This window comes from Acinetobacter sp. Brlt_5 (genome assembly GCF_051949055.1).
GTDB classification, from domain to species: Bacteria; Pseudomonadota; Gammaproteobacteria; order Pseudomonadales; family Moraxellaceae; genus Acinetobacter; species Acinetobacter indicus.
The window spans coordinates 1-19,069 of the sequence record NZ_JAYJLP010000014.1; the positions used below are offsets into that span (position 1 = coordinate 1).

Consider the following 19,069-nt stretch of genomic DNA (forward strand, 5'->3'; position numbering starts at 1 on the left):
CTATATGATTTTAAAATATTTTTTCTTTATATGACTGGCATTGAGATGGCATATCAAAAATAAGCATAACTGTCGGATGAATTCGCCATAGCCGGAAGCGATTTTTCAGCCTATAAATGTCGCAGGGTAAATTATTAAAACACCATAAGAGTCAGAACAATGGGTTATATCGTTAAATTAATTCCTGAAGAAGTCTATTTTGTGCCGAATGATCATGAAATTGGCATGACAGAATCGCGTGAAAAAGCAATTGCAGAGGGTCTGTTTTTTGAATATGCCAATGCGCGGGCAAAAGTCAGGCTGTTTAATAAAGACCTGGTTGAAAATATTGATTACATCATTGAATCGACCAGCGAAGATCCGGTGCAACTTAAGTAAAGCTAGACATAATCCAAGAAAAATAGTCAAAGAAAAAAGGACGCTGAATTGAGCGTCCTTTTGATAAATAGGGGATCAATGAGTCGTATCTAGCTTATTCATTATGGATGATTCGGTTCCTGATACACAATCAGGGCCGTTAAAATAGGAACTGCGAAGGCTGGAATTAACAGCATAATCCAGTACTCGACGCTTGGCATGTTGCTCAAGAATTGATACACGATAAAACCTAGACCTAAAACTGCAAACAGGCAGAATGCAAACAGAATAATAAATTTTTGCATCTTCAATTCCTCTTTTAATTTAATGTCTCAAGTTCACTATAACGGATAACGCAGAATTTAGAAAAAGACTTATGTTTCATTCTGTTGCCGGCGATTGTTTGCTATCAATCTAGCGATAGAGCAGGGTGAAAATGAGAACAGATGCGATGAAAAAAATAAGGCTGAATTTCACGACAGCAATATAATAAGTCTGATTGAGTTTTGTTCAATAGTCTTTTTACTATACAAATGCTGAGAAATGTTAGAAGGCTTGCCAAGCTGAAGCGAAGGGGACTATAGTGAACCTACAGTAGGTCGCAAAACAAAGACGCTACGATGTAGTTGGACGGATCAATGACAGCTTGTTGAGTTTGTAACTCCGGTTCAAACAATAGATCTAGCACTAGCCTTCCAACATAAAAAAGCTCGCAGCAATGCGAGCTTTTTCTTGCTTAAAATAACGATGAATTGAGCGTCACATTGAGCAAATTGTTAAGAATAAGAAAAATCGGATAAAATGTTAAACCATAAAAATCAATCACTTATTTTTAATTATAATGACCTAATAAAGCATAGAATTAACATTGTCAAACAAATTAACAACTCTGTTTAGTCAAACTTGAATCAGCTATGCTATAACAAATTGTCTTCAAGAAAACCAATGATAAGAGGAAATAATCATGAGCCAATTAATTGATATTAAAGTAGAAGATCAGTATCAGCACCGTTATGATGCCAAAGCACAGCTGCGTCAGATTGCTGAAAATGCCAAAACAGCTGAATTGCCGTTATTTAAGAAAATTGACCATATTATTGTCGAGGATGAAATTATCCTGCCAAGTATTGAATTATTTTTTGAAAGCCAGAAGAGCAATAATATTTATAAAATTATTGAATAGAAAGAAACTTAGCATTTGCTAAGTTTCTTGTTTTAAGCTGGCCTAAGCGGTTTCAAACTGATTCAGCACATGCGCCAACAGTTGATAAAGCGCCAGACGATTTTTATTGGCCTGCTCAACTTCTGTTTTATTTAAGCGGATTTCTTTTTTCAAACGACCTTGTGTACGTTGTTGTACACAGACATGCTGCGAAGATACCGGATCATTTTTAAGCGTTAATTGTGGGCCTTGATGATAATGAAACAAGGCATGCAAACATTGATCCAAGCTCGGATAAAAATGAGAAATGGTTAAGGCGGTGAGGTTCGCAGACTTAGGGATATGCCGACTCATACGTCTTTACTCTTTATTTATAAGTGACCTGATTCTAAAAGACTTGTGCCCATTTTGCATGCATAAAGTTGTAAAAAGTGATGCTTGATCTTCAAGGACTTCAAAACAGGTGATGATTTTACTCTAACCGCTTTAAATCAGGCCGACATCAACATCGTATTTATGGAACTCCTGCAAAATATTGCGCAGCATCTGTTGGGCGGTTTCATCTGCGGCGTTCAGGATGATTTCCTGATTGCGAGTGCTGTCGAAGCATTCAATCGCCTGAATCAGCCAGCGCTGTTCATGTTCGGTGTTGTGAATGATGATACGGCGGGGCTGTAACTGTGCGGAAACCTGACGTGGAATGACATGGGTAATGGCCAGCTGAATCTGCTTGAGTTCGTCTTTAGGACTTAAAAAGGTGATGACCCAGTTACCAACTTTGCTGAGTTGCATCGGATTATCAAAGGGTTCAAATTGCAGGTAGTGCAGGGCAGACATGCTTCATTCCCAACAGAATACAGAGCTGTTGTTATGCCGTGCTGTGGCCAATCTCACTATTGGTCTTAAGTCTTAGTGTTTTAAGAAAGGATTGCTTATTTTTAATTATTTTTCTAAAAGATGAACAATAACCGCTATTTATAAAGGTTTTTAGCGTATATAAAGAAAATTCTTAGATGAAAAAAGACTTAAAGCGAAGCAAAATTATATGAATCTTCAGGTGCTTTGCAGGCTTTGCAGCGAAAAGTTAATTTGCTGTAAAGCATGGTTCAGTTCTTTTGGTGGCAAACGCGATTCCTGTAATTCGGTGATCCACTGCATTTGGCACAGTTTCAGGCTACGAATATCCGGTGCAGCCTGAATGCAGAGAATAAGCTGCTTGGCCATTAGGCCACAATAACGCTGCAACAAGCTGGCCATTAATTGCTTGGTGTCTTCAAAGCTCAAGGCAACCAGCGGTTCTGGCTCTGGCTCCACTTCTGGTGGTACTTCAATTTCCAGGACCGGAATTTCTGGAGCAATCGCGGCGGGTTCGGCTTCAGCCACTTTGGCCGCTGAAGACGGGGCAATAATATGTTCGACCCATTTTTCCACCAGTTTTGGTACCGGCGTATTTAAGGTGGTTTTAATTTCTGAACGTAGGGTAGAGGCTGCTTCACTTTGCGGTTCGGCTTGAGCTGGCACCAAAATTTCTGCTTCGGCTGGCTCGGTCGCAGCAGAGCTGATTAAACCCATCTCCAGCAATTGTTCAATTAATTCTGGCGTAGCAATACGCTGTTTAAACTGGTCGCCCAATTGCTCGAAATCTTCGGTTCCAATTAGCACCAGAAGACGGCGTTGACGTGCATTCAATTGCAGCTGGCGTTGTTGCAGGGCGTCAATGCCCAACTGTGTTTTATGATAATGAATCATGCCTTAATTTATTCCCCAAATAAATTAAGGCTGACTATAAAGAATGAAAATTACACTAATATGAAGGGTTTATGACATTGTTGGGCTTAGAGTGTGACGATGTTGGCGTTCTCAAGGGCTTTTCTTAAATAAGGGTCAATTTCATCCTGACGCAGCAACCATTGGATATAATCATTTGGTAAATCGGCAATGGCCGTACCACGATGCTTACCAAAACTCATGACGCGTGGAATACGGGCGTCTTCAGATGCAGCATATAAGGCTTCAATACTGTCAATTTGCAGATGATGCACAATATGCATCAGGATATTGGCGGTCAGAATAATATCCATATCGGCCCGATGGGCTTTTTTAATCATATCGCGGGCTTTTTCGCTGCCTTTGCTAATCATGTAAATTAAGGCAGAAATGTTGTGTGCTTCAACATCGGGCCAGACCAGACGCGCCAGAGCAAGGGTACAAATCGCCTTAATATGAGAAGTATCAACACCGCATTTTTGAATAGCGCGAATGTCATAATCAATATTGTGACCAATGATATACAGCGTTTCTTCAGGTAGGCAGAAGCTGGTGTAATGCGGCTGATCAATCAGGTCGGATTCCAGAATATGATGCACGGCCATCGCGGCATAGGAAATCGGTTCATCGACCTGATAAAACTGGTCAAAAATTTGCGATTTATCCAGGCTGATTTTGCCCTGTTGTAATTGAATGGGCGCATAGGCAACTTCGATCGGATAACCATTCAGGGTATGGGTTTCAGTGTCGAGAATAATCGCGTGCATGTGCTCATTCGCTTGTTAAGGGATTTAAAAAGCAATCTAACACTATCATGTTGAAAGTTACAGGGCTGTCGGGCGAATAATCGGCATTTGTGGGCCGTTCAGCTTATCTATTTTAAAGATAAGTGACTCTATTTTAATACAATACACTTATATATTAATTGCACTGATATTGCCTGAGCGCAGCAAACAGCGTAAAAGTGAAAATTGCGAAGGACGCAACTTTAGAATAATACCTGTATAAGGATAATCAGATGAGAAAAATATGGCTTAGCGTGGCGTTGGCCAGCAGCAGTTTATTTTTAACGGCATGTAATGATGACAATGACAACAGCGCAGTCATCATTGATGATGGTATTCCGAAGCATAATATTAGCCAGCCAGTAGTAAAAGCTGAACTTTATTTAGACCAGGATTCCAATGCGAATATGGTCTTACAGTCGGTTAGTGCTTCACAAACCTTGATGACGTATAAAATGCTAGGAGTGAATGGGCAGGAAACACAAGCTACGGCCTTGCTGTTTGAACCCAATCAGCCTAAACCGGCTGGTGGATGGCCCATTGTGGTCTGGGCACATGGCACCACGGGCGTCGCCGATATTTGTGCACCAAGCCGTCAGGGCCTGAAAGGCAATGAATATTTTATTGCGCGCCTGCTGGCTGAAGGTTATGCCGTGGTCGCTCCAGATTATGAAGGGCTGGGCGAACCGAGTGGACAAGAGCTGCATCCGTTCTTGAATTTAAAAAGTCAGGCTTACTCCATTACCGATGCGGTTGTGGCGGCACATCAACATTTTAACAATAGCACTGAAACACGCTGGACCGTGGTCGGTCATTCCCAAGGTGGACAGGCGGCTTTAGGTGCAGCGCAATATGCATCCCGGGCGCAATTAAATTATAAAGGTGCGGTAGCCATAGCGCCGGCATCTTCCCTGAGCATGATTCTTAGCGGTGGAGAACAGCAGGCAGCAGTAGAACCGGATCTGAGCAAAAAAATACAGATTCTGGCTCCATTAGATACTTTCACTGCATTAATTACGGCAGGTCTTAGAAATAGTCATCCAACCCTGCAATACTCTGAAGTGTTCAAGAACCCGACAGACCTGCTCGCGGCAGAAGCTGAGTCGCTGTGTAATGCCGATCTTGGCGCAGCATTTGGTGGAGAAATGGTGAAGTATGCACAAACCTATGGCAACTTGGCCGCTTATCCACGTACTCAGACCGACTTTATGACTACGGTTCCTGAAATTAAAGATTTCCTGACTCAGGAATCACAGCCATTAACCGTTAAGATTTCAACGCCTGTGTTTATTTATCAAGGCTCTGCCGACCCGACCATTCCAAAACAGGTCACTGATTTTCTGGTGCAGTCTGCACGCCAGCAGGGAACCAGAATTCATTATGTCACCGATCAGGATTTACCTATAGATCAGAAATGGGATCATGGCTCTGTATATGTCGATAATTGGGATGAGATTGTGGCGGATGTGAAATCGATCATGCCTACCCAATAATTTTTTCAATTCCGGTAAAGATAGAATTAATGATATAGCTCATGTTTTTATAAAAACATGGGCTATTTTTATGCAAAACTGATTAAAGTTGATGGGTAAAAAATATAAAGTTCATGTTACAATATGCGCCAATCTTAGCACGGCTTAAAAGCCCTACATGAATAGGACCTCGCTAATGTTTGCCAATATCTCTATTGCTGACTTTGATCCAGATTTAGCTCAAGCAATCTCTAATGAAGATGCGCGTCAAGAAGCACATATTGAGCTAATCGCTTCAGAAAACTATTGCTCACCTGCAGTAATGGAAGCTCAAGGTTCAAAACTGACCAATAAATATGCAGAAGGCTACCCAGGCAAACGCTATTACGGCGGTTGTGAATATGTAGACGTTATTGAACAATTGGCTATTGACCGTGCTAAAGAACTCTTTGGTGCTGACTATGCTAACGTTCAGCCACACGCAGGTTCTCAAGCAAACTCTGCAGTTTACCTGGCATTACTGAACCCGGGCGACACGGTTTTGGGTATGAGCCTGGCTCACGGTGGTCACTTGACTCACGGTGCAAAAGTTAGCTTCTCTGGTAAAACATATAACGCGGTTCAGTACGGTTTAAACCCTGAAACTGGCGAAATTGACTATGAAGAAGTTGAACGTCTGGCTTTAGAACACAAACCACGCATGATCGTTGCTGGTTTCTCTGCATACAGCCAAATCGTAGATTGGCAGCGTTTCCGTGACATCGCGGACAAAGTAGGCGCTTACCTGTTTGTGGATATGGCACACGTGGCTGGTCTGGTTGCTGCAGGCGTTTACCCGAACCCGGTACAAATTGCTGACGTTACTACAACCACTACCCACAAAACACTACGTGGTCCACGTTCTGGTTTAATCCTGGCTAAAGCTAACGAAGAAATCGAGAAGAAATTACAATCTGCTGTGTTCCCAGGCAACCAGGGTGGTCCACTGGTTCACGCGATTGCTGCAAAAGCAATCTGCTTTAAAGAAGCAATGGCGCCTGAATACAAAGCCTATCAACAACAAGTTGTGAAAAACGCACAAGCGATGGCTGAAGTGTTAATCGAACGCGGTTACGATGTGGTATCTGGCGGTACGAAAAACCACTTGTTCCTGTTATCTTTAATTAAACAGGACATCACCGGTAAAGATGCGGATGCTTGGTTAGGTGCTGCTCACATCACTGTGAACAAAAACTCTGTACCAAACGATCCACGTTCTCCATTCGTCACTTCTGGTATCCGTATTGGTACACCAGCAGTAACCACACGTGGTTTCGGCGAAGCTGAAGTACGTGAACTGGCTGGCTGGATCGCTGACATCCTGGACAGCAAAGGGGATGAAGCTGTAATTGCTGATGTCAAAGCAAAAGTTGAAGCTGTTTGCGCGAAATTCCCGGTTTACGCGAAATAAGCCCGCACTTGAGAAAAAGCTCCCTCAAGGGAGCTTTTTTTATAGGTGCTAAAAAACAAATTGCAATTATTCAGCCGGATTAAATTCTGCTATAACAGTTGCATAGCACTTGTGAAATAGATCAATTATTTTTATTTTTTGGCTGATAATGATAAAGGAACAAAGAATGGATAAACCGACAATTATTTTGTCTGAACAAGACTTGCACCGTTTAGAAACCATGCTTGAACATCAGTCTAAACTTACCCCGACCATGGAACATCTGGAAGATGAGCTGGCGCGTGCCGAAGTGGTTGCACCGCAAGATGTGCCAAGCAATGTGGTGACCATGAATGCCCGCGTGCTGGTGACCATCGCACCTTTCCCGGAACCAACCGAAATTACGCTGGTGTATCCGCATGACTTCCGTGGCGATAAAGGCCAGGTCAATGTACTGGCACCTGTCGGGGCGGCTATTTTAGGGCTGGCTGAAGGGCAGGAAATTGAATGGCCACAACCGGATGGTCATATTATGAAAGTCCGTATTGATAAAGTGTTGTATCAGCCGGAACGTGAAGGTGATTATTTATAATCTCCGCTGCGTGAAAAATTAAAGCCCTCAGTTGAGGGCTTTTGTGTCTTTGCAGTTTGGCTTAAAAATTTGATAAGTATGCGCGAAAAGGAGAGGATTCACTCTCTGTCATTGATCAGTAAAATATTGTTAATTTTAAATATTCCGCTTTTACTGCATTTGCAAAAAGCTACAGCTTGCTTTATATAAAAGTCTTAGTATAAAAAATGATTTGATCAAGCTGATGATGTTATGCCGCAAATAGATGTGTTAGAACCATTAACAGAGCTGGAGCTGAACCGGGATACCATTCTCTCGATCAAGCGTCATGAGCTGGTGCCGGTATTAAATGACCAGTACAAATTAAATCATTATGCCGATGCCCTTATTCAGTCGCAGGCAGTGCTGTTAAACGGGATTGATCCGCACATGACCCAGCAGCTCAGTCAAACCATTGAAGAACTAATTCGCATGCTGGCGGATTCCAAAAAATATCTGAAAAAACGCAAATTTAATGCGCTGCAAAAATGGCTGGGGATTGATCTGGAATATGGTTCCAGTCAGGTGGAATATTATAAAAAGCTGGACCGCTTACTCGATCAGGCCAATCATTTAAGCCAGAAATTACAGATCGAAATTCAGAAATCTCAAGCGCGTTTTCAGCAGTTACGTGGCTTAAGAGAGCAGATGGCGCAGCATATTGTCGCCGCTGAAGAATTTTTGACTGAATATCCAAGTTTTGTGAAACATCAACATCCTTTAGATAACTTCTCGGAACGATTATCTAAAAAAATAAATACACTGCGCACACTGCAGGCGAGTAATGATATTGCCATTACCCAGATGCAGCTGAGCCAGCAGCTGTCATTTACCTTGTTGGACCGGTTTAAGGAAGCGCAGCAGGTGCTGATTCCGGCCTGGCAATATCATGTCAAACAAAGTCAGCAAAGCAGCTCGACAAGTGAGCTGGAAAAGCTTGATAATAGTCGGGAAAATCTGATTAAAACGCTAAAAAAATCACTCGAAAACAGCTCTAAATAGAATCAAATATAAGGTGACGTATGACCCATCCTGAACAGGTAAATGCCGTGGTGGAAGCCACAACCGAAGAAAATCAGCAGAAATTCCAGGCGCTCAATTTACAGGAAATTGGCTTGCAGCCATCCGATTTCAATGAGGTCATGGCCGCGCGTAAAGAACTGGCCGACTTAAGCCATAATTCGGTGGCGGAATATGGGAAAAATATTGCCACCAAAACTTCGACTTATACTGATGAACTGCTTCATCTGGTGCAGAATAAAGATCTGGATGCGACCGGGCAAAAGCTGAATCAGGTGGTACAGGTGGCGCAGCAGTTAAATACCAGCAGTATTCTCAACAAATCGAAAAGCTCCGGTTTTTTTGGCAGCCTGATCAGCAAGTTTAAAGGTGCCAAGCAGAATTTTGACCAGCACTTTAACAGCACCAAAGAACAGATTGATGTACTGGTCAAGGAAATTGAAACCTCGCAAAACGGCTTAAAAACCCGTGTCGATACCCTGGATAAAATGTTTGAAGGCGTGCAGGAAGAATATAAACAGCTGGGGATTTATATTGCCGCTGGCCAGCTCAAGCAGCAGGAAATCCAGCAGCAGATTGGCCAGTTAACCACGCAGGAGCAGGACCAGAGTACCACCCAGAAAGTTTATGATCTAAATCATCTGGCCAATAATCTGGAAAAACGCGTCAGTGATTTACAGGTGTTGCAGCAATCGGCCATGCAGACCTTGCCGATGATCCGGATTATCCAGTCCAATAACCTGATGCTGGTCGACAAGTTTTATGCGATTAAAAACATTACCTTACCGGCCTGGAAAAACCAGATTAGTCTGGCAATTTCCTTAAATGAGCAAAAGAACAGTGTGCAGCTGGCCAACAGTATTGATGATGCCACCAATGAGCTGCTACGCCGTAATGCCGACCTGCTGCATCAGAACTCGGTCGATACCGCCAAAGCCAACCAGCGTTCAGTGATTGATATTGAAACGCTTGAACATGTGCAAAACACCCTCATTAAAACAGTCAATGATGTGATTCAGGTGCAAAAAGAGGGAATGCAAAAGCGTGCCGAAGCAACCACGCGTTTACGTGTGCTGCAAGATAACCTGAATCATCTGGTGCTTGAATCAAGTTCGAGCGGTTCCAATCCTTCCTGAGTAAACGCTGGCTCGGGAGTATTGCAAACGTAAGGAGAATACATTGCCCTTAGATGATTATGCGGTACCGACCGAGCACATCAATAGCGGTGTGCTGGCGCTGAAAAAGCGTCAGCGCAATCTGATGTTGCTGGGTATAACTTCCAGCACGGTGTTCATTGCCTCCATCATTGCTTTTTTTGTACAGCAAGATTTTGTCTATGGCTTTTTTGGCCTGACCACGCAGGTTGAACAGCTGCACATTCCTTTAAGTGTTGATGCAAACCTGGCGATTTTAGAGCAGCAACCGGATTATTTTCTGGGGCTGTTGTCCTGGTTTGGCTGGCTGTTTCTGAAATTATTGCTGTCGTTTATTGGCGCCTTTTTTGTGGTGCATTTTCTCAAGAAAATCCGCTTTTTCTATGTGCGCTTTCAGTCCTTTATCCTGAAGTTTGTCGGCTGGTTAATTGCCTTTATCATGCTGTGGTCAGGTCTGACCTATCTGCAATATGACCTGAAAAATGATGACTATGATGCGCAGCAAAAAATTGTCTATTACGACAAGCAGCTGGCAGAAAGTGAGCTAGCGCGTTATCTGGCAGATGCACCGCTGGATACACCAGTCAAATCCTATTTGCTGGCGCAAACCGCTTTGTTGCATCAACCACCGGATAAAGCCGCAGCTATTCCGCATGTGTTGAATCTGGTGAAAGCCGAGCAGCAGAATCCGGACTTTATTCAATATGGCTTTAAACCGGAACAGCTCTGGTCAATGCAGCAACAGGTCTATGGCAAAACCCTGACCCCAATGGCAGAAAGCGTGAATAAACAGGTGGTTCAAGCTGAGCGTTTAAGCCAGTTTGTACAGATTCTGGTGATTGCAGCGGCGATTGTGTCAGCCATTTTCAGCCTGATTTTCTTTGTGTTGGCACAGAGTTTTAAAAAGCGAGCATTAAGAATTGAGCAGCGGATTTTTTAATGCTGATGATGAGGCTCCTGTGGGAGTCTTTTTCTGGTAGATGATTTTTATCGTGTTGTTACAATTTAGATTAATCTATCCATAAAAGATAATGATTTATAAAAACGATCATTAATATAAAAACAAACTGTTTTATCTATTTTCAAATTTGGCCTATGATAGCAGTATTGAAAAATTTGACTCCTTAGGAGACGTTAGCAATGTTAGATCAAAATACTACAGCCCAATTAAAAGCCTTATTAGAACGCCTTGAAGGTCCAATCGAATTAGTGGCCACTTTAGATAGCTCTGACAAATCAGACAAAATCAAAGAACTGGTAACTGAAATTGCCGCCCTGTCTGATCAGGTGACTGCACGCTTCGATGGCAACAACAAACGTGCACCAAGCTTTGGTGTCGCCAAAGCCGGTGAACAGCCACGTGTATTCTTCGCAGGCTTGCCAATGGGTCATGAATTCACTTCTTTGATTCTGGCATTGTTACAAACTTCAGGTTATGCACCAAAAGTGTCTGATGAAGTATTAGCTTCTATTAAAGACTTGGGCATCCAATCGGACTTTGATGTGTTTGTATCGTTAAGCTGTCACAACTGTCCAGATGTGGTGCAGGCATTGAACCTGATTGCGATTTACAACCCCGGCACTACTGCCACCATGATTGATGGTGCATTCTTCCAGGATGAAGTGGAAGAACGTAAGATCATGGCGGTACCTATGGTATTCCAGGACGGTAACCACATCGGTCAGGGTCGTATGACACTGGAAGAAATCATTGCCAAATTGGATACTAACTCTGCAGCCAAAGAAGCAGAAAAGCTGAATGCCAAAGCGGCCTTTGATGTACTGGTGATTGGTGGTGGACCTGCTGGAAACACTGCAGCGATTTATGCAGCACGTAAAGGCATTAACACCGGTATCGTGGCGGAACGTTTTGGCGGTCAGGTGATGGACACCATGGACATTGAAAACTTCACTTCAATCAAGAAAACCCAAGGTCCAAAATTTGCCGCTGAAATGGAAGCACACGTACGTGAATACGGTGTCGACATCATGAACCTACAACGTGTATCTGACATTAAAGGTGCAGATGAAACAGCCAACGGTTTAGTTGAAGTGACCTTGGAAAACGGTGCCAAGCTGGAATCGAAAACTGTGGTGCTTTCAACCGGTGCTCGCTGGAGAGAGATGAACGTTCCAGGTGAAGCAGAATACCGTACCCGTGGTGTGGCGTATTGCCCGCACTGTGATGGTCCTTTATTCAAAGGCAAACGTGTTGCAGTCATTGGTGGTGGTAACTCCGGTGTAGAGGCCGCAATTGACTTGGCCGGTATTGTTGAGCATGTGACCTTAGTAGAGTTTGATACCAAGTTACGTGCGGATCAGGTATTGCAAGACAAGCTAAACAGCTTGCCAAATACCACAGTGATTAAAAATGCACTTTCAACAGAAGTGGTTGGTGATGGTTCACAAGTGACAGCACTGAAATACAAAGACCGTGCAACAGATGAAGAGCATACGGTTGAACTGGCAGGGATCTTTGTACAGATCGGTTTATTACCAAATACCGATTTCTTGAAAGACACCCAAGTTGAGCTAAGTAACCGTGGTGAGATTGTGATTAACGAGCGCAACGAAACCAACGTCAAAGGTGTATTTGCTGCCGGTGACTGTACTACAGTGCCGTACAAGCAGATTATTATTGCTACAGGTGAAGGCGCAAAAGCATCCTTATCTGCCTTTGATTACATCATCCGTTCAGGACAGTAAGCAGAATTAGAATAGGGCCTGAGTTCCCCAATACCCAGGCCCTATATGCGGTAAAATATCAAAAAATAGTTATTGTTTTTTTACAGGAACTGAGATCGCTAACAGCTCAGTTCCTTTTTTTGTTGTACCCCAGTTTTAAGGGTGAAGCAAGTTTAAGCGCTTGAACTTCTCAGTCAGTTCTTCCGGACTTTCCCGGTGTTCAGGATGCGGCACAATACATTCAATCGGGCACACTGCAACACAGGTTTGATGATCATAAAAACCAACGCACTCGGTGCAGCGGCTGACATCAATCTCGTAGATTTTGTCGCCTTCATAAATGGCATCATTCGGACATTCCGGCAGGCACATATCACAATTGATGCATTTATCGGTAATCAGCAGCGCCATGAGTTAACCTGCCTGATAGGCCAAGGAGGATGCTGAAATATCAGCAGTCGAATTCGGTAAATTACGGATCAGCAGGGCATAGCGCATATCAACATCAGCCGGGACCGGAATTTCCACAATATGACCAGAGCCTTTGGCTTCCTCAATTGAATTGCCTTTTTTGTCTTTGATCTCGGTGAGGATAAAGCTGATATTGCCTTTGGTGGTCATCAGTTCTAAAGAATCACCCACGACAAAACGGTTTTTGACATCAATTTTAATGTAGTCGCCATTGCGCTCCAGCACTTCGCCGCAGAATTGCTGATGATCAAAACTGGATGAGCCATTTTCATAGTTTTGATATTCGCTATGCACATGGCGGCGCAGGAAACCTTCGGTATAACCGCGATTGGCCAGACCTTCGAGCTGGGTCATCAAGGATGGATCGAACGGTTTGCCGGCTAAAGCATCATCAATCGCTTTACGGTAAATTTGCGCGGTACGGGCGCAGTAAAAATAGGATTTGGTGCGGCCTTCAATTTTCAGTGAATGTACGCCAATTTTGGTCAGACGTTCTACGTGTTGGACCGCACGCAAATCTTTGGAGTTCATGAAGTAGGTGCCGTGCTCATCTTCTTCGGCGGCAAACATATCTTCTTCATTGCGTTGTAACAGCACCGGTTCATTAAACTGGTGCTGGGCTTGCATGTGGAGCGCATCAGCATCTTGCGAGCAACAGCCTGCGTCCAGATTTTTTACCGGAATTACATCACCGGTTTCATCCTCGGCGGCATCCAGCACTTTGTATTCCCAGCGGCAGGCATTGGTGCAGGCACCCTGGTTGGCATCGCGTTTGTTCATATAGCCTGATAGCATGCAGCGGCCGGAATAGGCCATGCACAGGGCACCATGTACAAAGACCTCAATTTCCATATCGGGAACCTGGGTTTTGATTTCTTCAATTTCGTCAATGGACAGTTCGCGCGACAGAATCACCCGGGTCAGGCCCATATTTTTCCAAAACTTGACCGTGGCCCAGTTGACTGCATTGGCCTGTACCGACAGGTGGATGTCCATGTGCGGGAAGTGTTCACGCACCATCATAATCAGGCCCGGATCGGACATGATTAGCGCATCAGGCTGCATGGCCACGACTGGCTCAAGATCACGGATAAAGTTTTTCAGTTTAGAGTTATGCGGCTGGATGTTGACCACCACATAGAATTTTTTGCCTAATTCATGTGCTTCTTTAATGCCAATAGCCAGATTGTCATGATCAAACTCGTTATTCCGGACACGCAAACTATAACGCGGCTGCCCGGCATACACGGCATCTGCTCCATAGGCAAAGGCATAGCGCATATTTTTTAAAGAACCGGCAGGAGAGAGAAGTTCGGTAACAGGATGAAGATGCATGATCAATCAAAAAGGCATAAAAAAATTGTGGCTTTATTGTAGGGATAAAATTTTTCGATTCAACCTAGTAAAAAACTCGGGATTATCAGGCACTCAGCCTGCTAGCGCTGAGGGATAGGCGGCAGCAGGCGAGAGGAAAATAAGTTAATTGACACGCTGACCGTGCTCATCAATTACCAGTTCACCATCTTCTTTACGGAAGGCGTTGAGCTGCGGCTGGGTCAATAAATCCAGTACCAGTTCAGAAGGTCGGCACAGTTTAACGCCGCGTTCAGTCACCACAAAAGGACGGTTAATCAGCAGTGGATGTTGTACCATTAAAGCAATCAGTTCTGCATCGCTCAGATCACGCTCGGCCAGTTGCAGGGTTTCATACGGCGTTACATTTTGACGGATCGCCTCGCGTACGCTTAAACCGACCTGCTGAATCATGTCGGCCAGCACTTCGGCTGTTGGTGGATTTTTTAAATATTCAATAATTTCAGGTTCTTGTCCGGTATTACAGATTAAGGCCAAAGTGTTGCGCGAAGTGCCGCAGTCAGGATTGTGAAAGATTTTAATTGGAGCCGCCATAGTGCTAAAACTCAGGTAAAAGAGGGATATTGCTTTTATATATGGATATACGTATATTCGCAAGTATAAATATGGGGAAGCTGTATGAATCAAACTGATTTTTTTAAATGCCTGTCCGATCCGACCCGTCTGGATATTTTGAAACTGGTGCTGGCCAAACAGAATATTTGTGTCTGCGAGCTGACCGAGGCATTAAATTTAAGCCAACCTAAAATTTCCCGTCATTTGGCTTTGCTGAGAAATTTATCGGTTTTACTGGACCAGCGTCAGGGGCAGTGGGTGTATTACCGCCTGAATCCAGATTTACCCGAGTGGGCAGTGAGTGTGCTGAATATTATCGCGGAGCAAGATGTCAGTCCGATGAATTCGCTGACAGCAACGCTTTCAAGTTATTGTGAGTAAAACCATGAAATTCCTCTTTTTATGTACCGGAAATAGCTGCCGCAGCATTTTATCTGAAGTGTTATTTAACAGTCGTGCTCCAGAAGGCTGGACAGCCTATAGCGCCGGCAGCAAACCGACCGGTCGTGTCCATCCACTGACGTTAAAGACGCTGGAAAATCTGGGCCTGTCGACTGAAGGGCTCTCCAGTAAAAGTATTGATGACTGTGAGCAGTATCAGCCCGATGTGGTGATTACCGTATGTGATGCGGCTGCCCAAGAAGCCTGTCCTTTGTATTTGGGCGGCGCGATTAAAGCGCATTGGGGACTTGCCGATCCATCGCATCTGGATTTGCCGGAAGCGGCCAAGTTGCAGGCCTTTTTAGAAACAGTCGCGCATATCAACAAGCGTCTGGATGCACTGTTTGCGTTACAGCCTGAGCAGATGACCCGTCCCGAACTGATTGCTGCCATCAACAATATTTCCCATATCGAGTAAGTCATGGCCAGCACCCGTAAACTTTCCTTTTTAGACCGCAATCTGACACTGTGGATTTTTATTGCCATGGCGCTCGGGATTGGCATTGGGCTGTATTTCCCGCAGGTGTCGAGCAGTCTGGACCAGATGAGTATGGGCAATGTCAATTTACCGATTGCTATTGGCCTGATTCTGATGATGTATCCACCGCTGGCCAAAGTGGACTATGCCGCTTTACCGCAGATTTTTCAGGATAAACGCACGCTGCTGTTGTCGCTGGTACAAAACTGGCTGATTGCACCGTGTTTGATGTTCGCACTGGCACTGATTTTCCTGCAGCATTATCCGGAATATATGACTGGCCTGATTCTGATTGGACTGGCGCGCTGTATTGCCATGGTACTGGTCTGGAATGATCTGGCCTGTGGCGATAACCAGTATGTCGCTGCCTTGGTGGCCTTTAACAGTATTTTCCAGATTCTGTTTTTCAGTACCTATGCCTGGTTGTTCTTAAGTGTGTTACCGCCTTATTTTGGTGTGGCCGGTCAGGTGATTGATGTCAGTTTCTGGACCATTACCCATGCGGTGCTGGTCTATCTGGGCATTCCGTTTTTGCTGGGCTTTCTGACCCGGCTGATTCTGGTGAAAAACAAAGGACTGGACTGGTATCAGCAGCGTTTTATTCCCAAAATCAGTCCACTTAGCCTGCTGGCGCTGCTGTTTACCATTGTCGCCATGTTTAGCCTGAAAGGGGCCGATGTGGTTGGGTTACCTATGGATGTACTGCGCATTGCCATTCCATTGACCATCTATTTTGTATTGATGTTCTTTGTCAGCTTCTTGATGAGCAAGTGGATGGGCAATGACTATCCGCGTACCACAGCCATTTCTTTTACCGCGGCCGGCAATAATTTTGAACTGGCTTTGGCGGTGGCGATTGCAACCTTTGGTCTGGCCTCGCCGGTGGCATTTACCACCATTATTGGCCCGCTGGTGGAAGTGCCAGTGTTAATTGCCCTGGTGAGTGTCTCGCTGTGGCTGAAACGTAAATTTTATAATGGAACAGGTGGATGATGTCACTTCCCAATCTTGATGTAGACTTAATTGAACAGCCGAGTTTTGAGCAGGTTCAGGCCAGAGCATTGCCGCATCCGCCGCGAATTTTATTGCTGTATGGTTCAAACCGCGAACGTTCCTATAGCCGTTTGGCGGTGATGGAAGCCGGCCGGATTCTGGAGCACTTTGGCGCAGAAGTTAAAATTTTCCATCCCAAAGGTTTACCATTGCCGGAAGATGGCGATGCTTCACATCCTAAAGTTCAGGAATTGCATGAATTGCTGGCCTGGGCAGAAGGCATGGTCTGGTGCAGCCCGGAACGTCATGGTGCCATGAGTTCTATTTTGAAAGCACAGATTGACTGGATTCCTCTGGCTGCCGGTGCCATTCGTGCGACCCAAGGTAAAACTCTGGCGCTGATGCAGGTCAGTGGTGGTTCGCAATCCTTTAATGCGGTGAATCAGATGCGTATTTTAGGGCGCTGGATGCGGATGATCACCATCCCGAACCAGTCCTCGATTCCGAAAGCCTTTTTGGAGTTTGATGAAGCCGGACGTATGCAAGCCTCTTCCTTATATGACCGGATTGTCGATGTCATGGAAGAGCTGTACAAGTTCACTTTATTGACCCGCGGGCAGGCCAGCTATCTGACCAACCGTTATTCCGAGCGTAAGGAATCGGCTGCGGAACTGTCGAAACGGGTTAATCAGAAGTCGATTTAGGCGTTTCATCGGCCTCTAGCTGTTTTAAAATCTGGCAATGGTCGATAGTGGTTCGGGCATTGCAAGACTGCCGTAATTGCTGCAGTTGCAGCTGAAAATGCTGTAACTCAGCAATTTTGCTTTCGATTTGTACTAAATGATGATCAAGCAGTTCATTTACCGCCTGACAGTCCTGATCAGGCTGCTGTTCCAGTGCAATCAGGGTTTCAATTTCTTTTAAGGATAAATCCAGTGCGCGGCAACGTTTAATAAAAATTAGCCGTTTTAAGGTGTCATCATCATAATAACGATAATTATTTTCGGCCCTTAAGGTGGGTTGGATGAGCGCTTTCTTTTCATAAAAACGCACCGTGTCTGCACTCAGACCGGTTTTTTTGACCAAATCCCGAATCAGATAATGTGCCATGACTTGACCTTGGAGTTAGACCATAGTTTCTAATGAGCATAATACAGTCATAGAAAAATGCAACAGGAGGCTTTATGGCCTGTCAATGTCAGCCTGCACCGGTCAAACCTGATGGCCGTTTTCGTACCGCACTCTGGATTGCCCTGATTATTAATTTGCTGATGTTTGTGGTGGAACTGTTTGGCGGGATGTATGCCCATTCGGCAGCACTCTGGGCCGATGCGCTGGATTTCTTTGGCGATGCCGCCAACTATGCCATTTCACTGGCTGTGCTGGGGATGAGTCTGTACTGGCGTGCTACCGTGGCTTTATTAAAAGGCATTACCATGGCTACGTTTGGCTGTCTGGTGTTGGCCAAAACGGTCTATAACTATATGCAGGGTATTCCCCCGGAAGCGATTACCATGGGGGTAATTGGTGGATTGGCCTTGGTGGCCAACGTGGTGGCAGCCGTGATTCTGTATCGCTTTCGTGATGGCGATTCCAACATGAAATCCGTATGGTTGTGTAGCCGCAATGACGCGATTGGCAATGTCGCAGTCATTCTGGCAGCAGTTGGCGTCTTTGGCACTGGCAGTCTATGGCCAGATATGATTGTGGCGGTGATTATGGCAGGTCTTGGATTAACTGCAGGTTATCAGATAGTGAAGCAAGCTTTGACAGAACGAGCATTAGGGCATGAGACTACTTAATTCTCGTATTCGTTATAAAGCAAAGCTGCCGAAAGGCGGCTTTATAACTGGGGGAGAAATTATTAGGATAAAAAGTTGCATAAGGCAAAATTATTTTTTCAAAATATACTTGAAATTTAAGAATATAACCCCTAAATATAATCTAGATATTTTTATGCTCTTTCGAGCACCCAATCGCACCTAGAGTCACAGGACGCATCATTGTGTTCCGAGTACTTGGCAATGGCGACCGACAAGGTTTCATCGTTGAGTAAGACGAATAGGAAGCGATATGCTGCTTCTGTCATGGCGAAAACTTGGAAGCATGTAGGCTGTTTGAAAATTTGGAGCGTAAATATGATCGATAAAGTCACAATCTATTTGGCTGATATCTGTTTGTCAGTTTATTTGGGGTTGACCGTGTTCATTGGTTGGGATGTTGGAAATATTTTAATACAAATATTGTTAATTTCCACGTGCTTATACACAATAACACAACACAAGGGACAGTTATTTTCTGATATAATAATATGGG

At 44.4% G+C, this 19,069-nt stretch carries 23 protein-coding genes; 14 read left to right on the forward strand and 9 right to left on the reverse strand.

Annotated elements, in window-relative coordinates; genetic code table 11:
* Nucleotides 1-159 precede the first annotated feature (159 nt).
* Nucleotides 160-378 carry a hypothetical protein gene (locus VF685_RS10130; protein WP_075166960.1) on the forward strand — a complete coding sequence of 73 codons (219 nt, stop codon included), beginning with the start codon at nucleotides 160-162 and terminating at the stop codon, nucleotides 376-378.
* Nucleotides 379-479: 101 nt separating this feature from the next.
* Here VF685_RS10130 and VF685_RS10135 read toward each other — a convergent pair whose 3' ends face one another.
* Nucleotides 480-662 (reverse strand): hypothetical protein, encoded by a 183-nt coding sequence (locus VF685_RS10135; protein WP_005179103.1) that lies wholly within the window; start codon nucleotides 660-662, stop codon nucleotides 480-482.
* Between the two features lie 659 nt (nucleotides 663-1,321).
* Between VF685_RS10135 and VF685_RS10140 the strand changes: the two genes are divergently transcribed.
* The gene (locus VF685_RS10140; protein ID WP_005179101.1) at nucleotides 1,322-1,540 is read left to right on the forward strand and encodes a hypothetical protein; all 219 of its coding nucleotides are present in this window, start codon (nucleotides 1,322-1,324) and stop codon (nucleotides 1,538-1,540) included.
* 42 nt (nucleotides 1,541-1,582) lie between these two features.
* On the opposite strand, the gene VF685_RS10145 is transcribed toward VF685_RS10140, so the two are convergent.
* The 4 genes from VF685_RS10145 to VF685_RS10160 all read right to left on the reverse strand — a co-directional run bounded on the left by VF685_RS10145 (nucleotide 1,583) and on the right by VF685_RS10160 (nucleotide 4,053).
* Nucleotides 1,583-1,873, reverse strand: a complete 291-nt coding sequence (locus VF685_RS10145) for a hypothetical protein (RefSeq protein ID WP_005179099.1) — start codon at nucleotides 1,871-1,873, stop codon at nucleotides 1,583-1,585.
* A 132-nt stretch (nucleotides 1,874-2,005) separates the two neighbouring features.
* Nucleotides 2,006-2,356, reverse strand: coding sequence for a hypothetical protein (locus VF685_RS10150; protein WP_163141620.1), 351 nt, complete (start codon nucleotides 2,354-2,356; stop codon nucleotides 2,006-2,008).
* Nucleotides 2,357-2,572: 216 nt separating this feature from the next.
* Nucleotides 2,573-3,268 carry a hypothetical protein gene (locus tag VF685_RS10155; RefSeq protein ID WP_163141623.1) on the reverse strand — a complete coding sequence of 232 codons (696 nt, stop codon included), beginning with the start codon at nucleotides 3,266-3,268 and terminating at the stop codon, nucleotides 2,573-2,575.
* 86 nt (nucleotides 3,269-3,354) lie between these two features.
* Nucleotides 3,355-4,053 carry a putative quorum-sensing-regulated virulence factor gene (locus VF685_RS10160; RefSeq protein WP_440203627.1) on the reverse strand — a complete coding sequence of 233 codons (699 nt, stop codon included), beginning with the start codon at nucleotides 4,051-4,053 and terminating at the stop codon, nucleotides 3,355-3,357.
* A 251-nt stretch (nucleotides 4,054-4,304) separates the two neighbouring features.
* Here VF685_RS10160 and VF685_RS10165 point away from each other — a divergent pair, with 251 nt between their 5' ends.
* The 7 genes from VF685_RS10165 (at nucleotide 4,305) to ahpF (ending at nucleotide 12,462) form a co-directional block, all read left to right on the forward strand.
* On the forward strand, nucleotides 4,305-5,564 hold the full coding sequence (locus VF685_RS10165) for an alpha/beta hydrolase (protein ID WP_127799574.1): 1,260 nt from the start codon (nucleotides 4,305-4,307) through the stop codon (nucleotides 5,562-5,564).
* A 175-nt stretch (nucleotides 5,565-5,739) separates the two neighbouring features.
* A complete protein-coding gene (gene glyA / locus VF685_RS10170) occupies nucleotides 5,740-6,993 on the forward strand; it encodes a serine hydroxymethyltransferase (protein ID WP_005179092.1) in 1,254 nt (417 codons plus the stop codon).
* A gap of 166 nt (nucleotides 6,994-7,159) precedes the next feature.
* On the forward strand, nucleotides 7,160-7,564 hold the full coding sequence (gene rnk, locus VF685_RS10175) for a nucleoside diphosphate kinase regulator (RefSeq protein ID WP_005179090.1): 405 nt from the start codon (nucleotides 7,160-7,162) through the stop codon (nucleotides 7,562-7,564).
* Nucleotides 7,565-7,795: 231 nt separating this feature from the next.
* On the forward strand, nucleotides 7,796-8,584 hold the full coding sequence (locus VF685_RS10180; protein WP_104470294.1) for a tellurium resistance protein: 789 nt from the start codon (nucleotides 7,796-7,798) through the stop codon (nucleotides 8,582-8,584).
* Nucleotides 8,585-8,604: 20 nt separating this feature from the next.
* Nucleotides 8,605-9,738, forward strand: a complete 1,134-nt coding sequence (locus VF685_RS10185) for a toxic anion resistance protein (RefSeq protein ID WP_045794839.1) — start codon at nucleotides 8,605-8,607, stop codon at nucleotides 9,736-9,738.
* Between the two features lie 43 nt (nucleotides 9,739-9,781).
* The gene (locus tag VF685_RS10190) at nucleotides 9,782-10,696 is read left to right on the forward strand and encodes a hypothetical protein (protein ID WP_168400247.1); all 915 of its coding nucleotides are present in this window, start codon (nucleotides 9,782-9,784) and stop codon (nucleotides 10,694-10,696) included.
* Between the two features lie 200 nt (nucleotides 10,697-10,896).
* Nucleotides 10,897-12,462: an alkyl hydroperoxide reductase subunit F gene (gene ahpF, locus VF685_RS10195; RefSeq protein WP_163170263.1), complete on the forward strand. Its 1,566-nt coding sequence runs from the start codon at nucleotides 10,897-10,899 to the stop codon at nucleotides 12,460-12,462.
* Nucleotides 12,463-12,597: 135 nt separating this feature from the next.
* On the opposite strand, the gene VF685_RS10200 is transcribed toward ahpF, so the two are convergent.
* The 3 genes from VF685_RS10200 to arsC form a co-directional block, all read right to left on the reverse strand.
* Complete coding sequence (locus VF685_RS10200; protein ID WP_005179080.1) at nucleotides 12,598-12,852, reverse strand: YfhL family 4Fe-4S dicluster ferredoxin; 255 nt, start codon at nucleotides 12,850-12,852, stop codon at nucleotides 12,598-12,600.
* A 3-nt stretch (nucleotides 12,853-12,855) separates the two neighbouring features.
* Nucleotides 12,856-14,247 (reverse strand): prephenate-dependent tRNA uridine(34) hydroxylase TrhP, encoded by a 1,392-nt coding sequence (gene trhP / locus VF685_RS10205; protein WP_160242989.1) that lies wholly within the window; start codon nucleotides 14,245-14,247, stop codon nucleotides 12,856-12,858.
* Between the two features lie 144 nt (nucleotides 14,248-14,391).
* Entirely contained in the window at nucleotides 14,392-14,820 is a 429-nt protein-coding gene (gene arsC / locus VF685_RS10210; protein ID WP_163170262.1) for an arsenate reductase (glutaredoxin), read from the reverse strand.
* Between the two features lie 84 nt (nucleotides 14,821-14,904).
* On the opposite strand from arsC, the gene VF685_RS10215 reads away from it, so the two are divergent.
* The 4 genes from VF685_RS10215 to arsH are packed head-to-tail and all read left to right on the forward strand — an operon-like array spanning nucleotide 14,905 to nucleotide 17,457.
* Nucleotides 14,905-15,222: an ArsR/SmtB family transcription factor gene (locus tag VF685_RS10215; protein ID WP_005179068.1), complete on the forward strand. Its 318-nt coding sequence runs from the start codon at nucleotides 14,905-14,907 to the stop codon at nucleotides 15,220-15,222.
* Nucleotides 15,223-15,226: 4 nt separating this feature from the next.
* Complete coding sequence (locus VF685_RS10220; protein WP_016659186.1) at nucleotides 15,227-15,700, forward strand: arsenate reductase ArsC; 474 nt, start codon at nucleotides 15,227-15,229, stop codon at nucleotides 15,698-15,700.
* 3 nt (nucleotides 15,701-15,703) lie between these two features.
* Nucleotides 15,704-16,753, forward strand: a complete 1,050-nt coding sequence (gene arsB / locus VF685_RS10225) for an ACR3 family arsenite efflux transporter (protein ID WP_127799995.1) — start codon at nucleotides 15,704-15,706, stop codon at nucleotides 16,751-16,753.
* Nucleotides 16,753-17,457 (forward strand): arsenical resistance protein ArsH, encoded by a 705-nt coding sequence (gene arsH / locus VF685_RS10230; RefSeq protein WP_034598177.1) that lies wholly within the window; start codon nucleotides 16,753-16,755, stop codon nucleotides 17,455-17,457. Before arsB ends, arsH begins: the two co-directional genes overlap by 1 nt.
* Here arsH and VF685_RS10235 read toward each other — a convergent pair.
* Nucleotides 17,438-17,863 (reverse strand): MerR family DNA-binding protein, encoded by a 426-nt coding sequence (locus VF685_RS10235; protein ID WP_005179057.1) that lies wholly within the window; start codon nucleotides 17,861-17,863, stop codon nucleotides 17,438-17,440. The two genes, arsH and VF685_RS10235, sit on opposite strands and share 20 nt — an antisense overlap.
* A 74-nt stretch (nucleotides 17,864-17,937) precedes the next feature.
* Here VF685_RS10235 and VF685_RS10240 point away from each other — a divergent pair, with 74 nt between their 5' ends.
* The gene (locus VF685_RS10240) at nucleotides 17,938-18,555 is read left to right on the forward strand and encodes a cation transporter (RefSeq protein WP_127799997.1); all 618 of its coding nucleotides are present in this window, start codon (nucleotides 17,938-17,940) and stop codon (nucleotides 18,553-18,555) included.
* Nucleotides 18,556-19,069: the final 514 nt, after the last annotated feature.

Coding starts and splice junctions, on each gene's coding strand:
- VF685_RS10130 (WP_075166960.1), top strand. CDS start 160: ATGGGTTATATCGTTAAATTAATTCCTGAAGAAGTCTATTTTGTGCCG.
- VF685_RS10135 (WP_005179103.1), bottom strand. CDS start 662: ATGCAAAAATTTATTATTCTGTTTGCATTCTGCCTGTTTGCAGTTTTA.
- VF685_RS10140 (WP_005179101.1), top strand. CDS start 1,322: ATGAGCCAATTAATTGATATTAAAGTAGAAGATCAGTATCAGCACCGT.
- VF685_RS10145 (WP_005179099.1), bottom strand. CDS start 1,873: ATGAGTCGGCATATCCCTAAGTCTGCGAACCTCACCGCCTTAACCATT.
- VF685_RS10150 (WP_163141620.1), bottom strand. CDS start 2,356: ATGTCTGCCCTGCACTACCTGCAATTTGAACCCTTTGATAATCCGATG.
- VF685_RS10155 (WP_163141623.1), bottom strand. CDS start 3,268: ATGATTCATTATCATAAAACACAGTTGGGCATTGACGCCCTGCAACAA.
- VF685_RS10160 (WP_440203627.1), bottom strand. CDS start 4,053: ATGCACGCGATTATTCTCGACACTGAAACCCATACCCTGAATGGTTAT.
- VF685_RS10165 (WP_127799574.1), top strand. CDS start 4,305: ATGAGAAAAATATGGCTTAGCGTGGCGTTGGCCAGCAGCAGTTTATTT.
- glyA (WP_005179092.1), top strand. CDS start 5,740: ATGTTTGCCAATATCTCTATTGCTGACTTTGATCCAGATTTAGCTCAA.
- rnk (WP_005179090.1), top strand. CDS start 7,160: ATGGATAAACCGACAATTATTTTGTCTGAACAAGACTTGCACCGTTTA.
- VF685_RS10180 (WP_104470294.1), top strand. CDS start 7,796: ATGCCGCAAATAGATGTGTTAGAACCATTAACAGAGCTGGAGCTGAAC.
- VF685_RS10185 (WP_045794839.1), top strand. CDS start 8,605: ATGACCCATCCTGAACAGGTAAATGCCGTGGTGGAAGCCACAACCGAA.
- ahpF (WP_163170263.1), top strand. CDS start 10,897: ATGTTAGATCAAAATACTACAGCCCAATTAAAAGCCTTATTAGAACGC.
- VF685_RS10200 (WP_005179080.1), bottom strand. CDS start 12,852: ATGGCGCTGCTGATTACCGATAAATGCATCAATTGTGATATGTGCCTG.
- trhP (WP_160242989.1), bottom strand. CDS start 14,247: ATGCATCTTCATCCTGTTACCGAACTTCTCTCTCCTGCCGGTTCTTTA.
- arsC (WP_163170262.1), bottom strand. CDS start 14,820: ATGGCGGCTCCAATTAAAATCTTTCACAATCCTGACTGCGGCACTTCG.
- VF685_RS10215 (WP_005179068.1), top strand. CDS start 14,905: ATGAATCAAACTGATTTTTTTAAATGCCTGTCCGATCCGACCCGTCTG.
- VF685_RS10220 (WP_016659186.1), top strand. CDS start 15,227: ATGAAATTCCTCTTTTTATGTACCGGAAATAGCTGCCGCAGCATTTTA.
- arsB (WP_127799995.1), top strand. CDS start 15,704: ATGGCCAGCACCCGTAAACTTTCCTTTTTAGACCGCAATCTGACACTG.
- arsH (WP_034598177.1), top strand. CDS start 16,753: ATGTCACTTCCCAATCTTGATGTAGACTTAATTGAACAGCCGAGTTTT.
- VF685_RS10235 (WP_005179057.1), bottom strand. CDS start 17,863: ATGGCACATTATCTGATTCGGGATTTGGTCAAAAAAACCGGTCTGAGT.
- VF685_RS10240 (WP_127799997.1), top strand. CDS start 17,938: ATGGCCTGTCAATGTCAGCCTGCACCGGTCAAACCTGATGGCCGTTTT.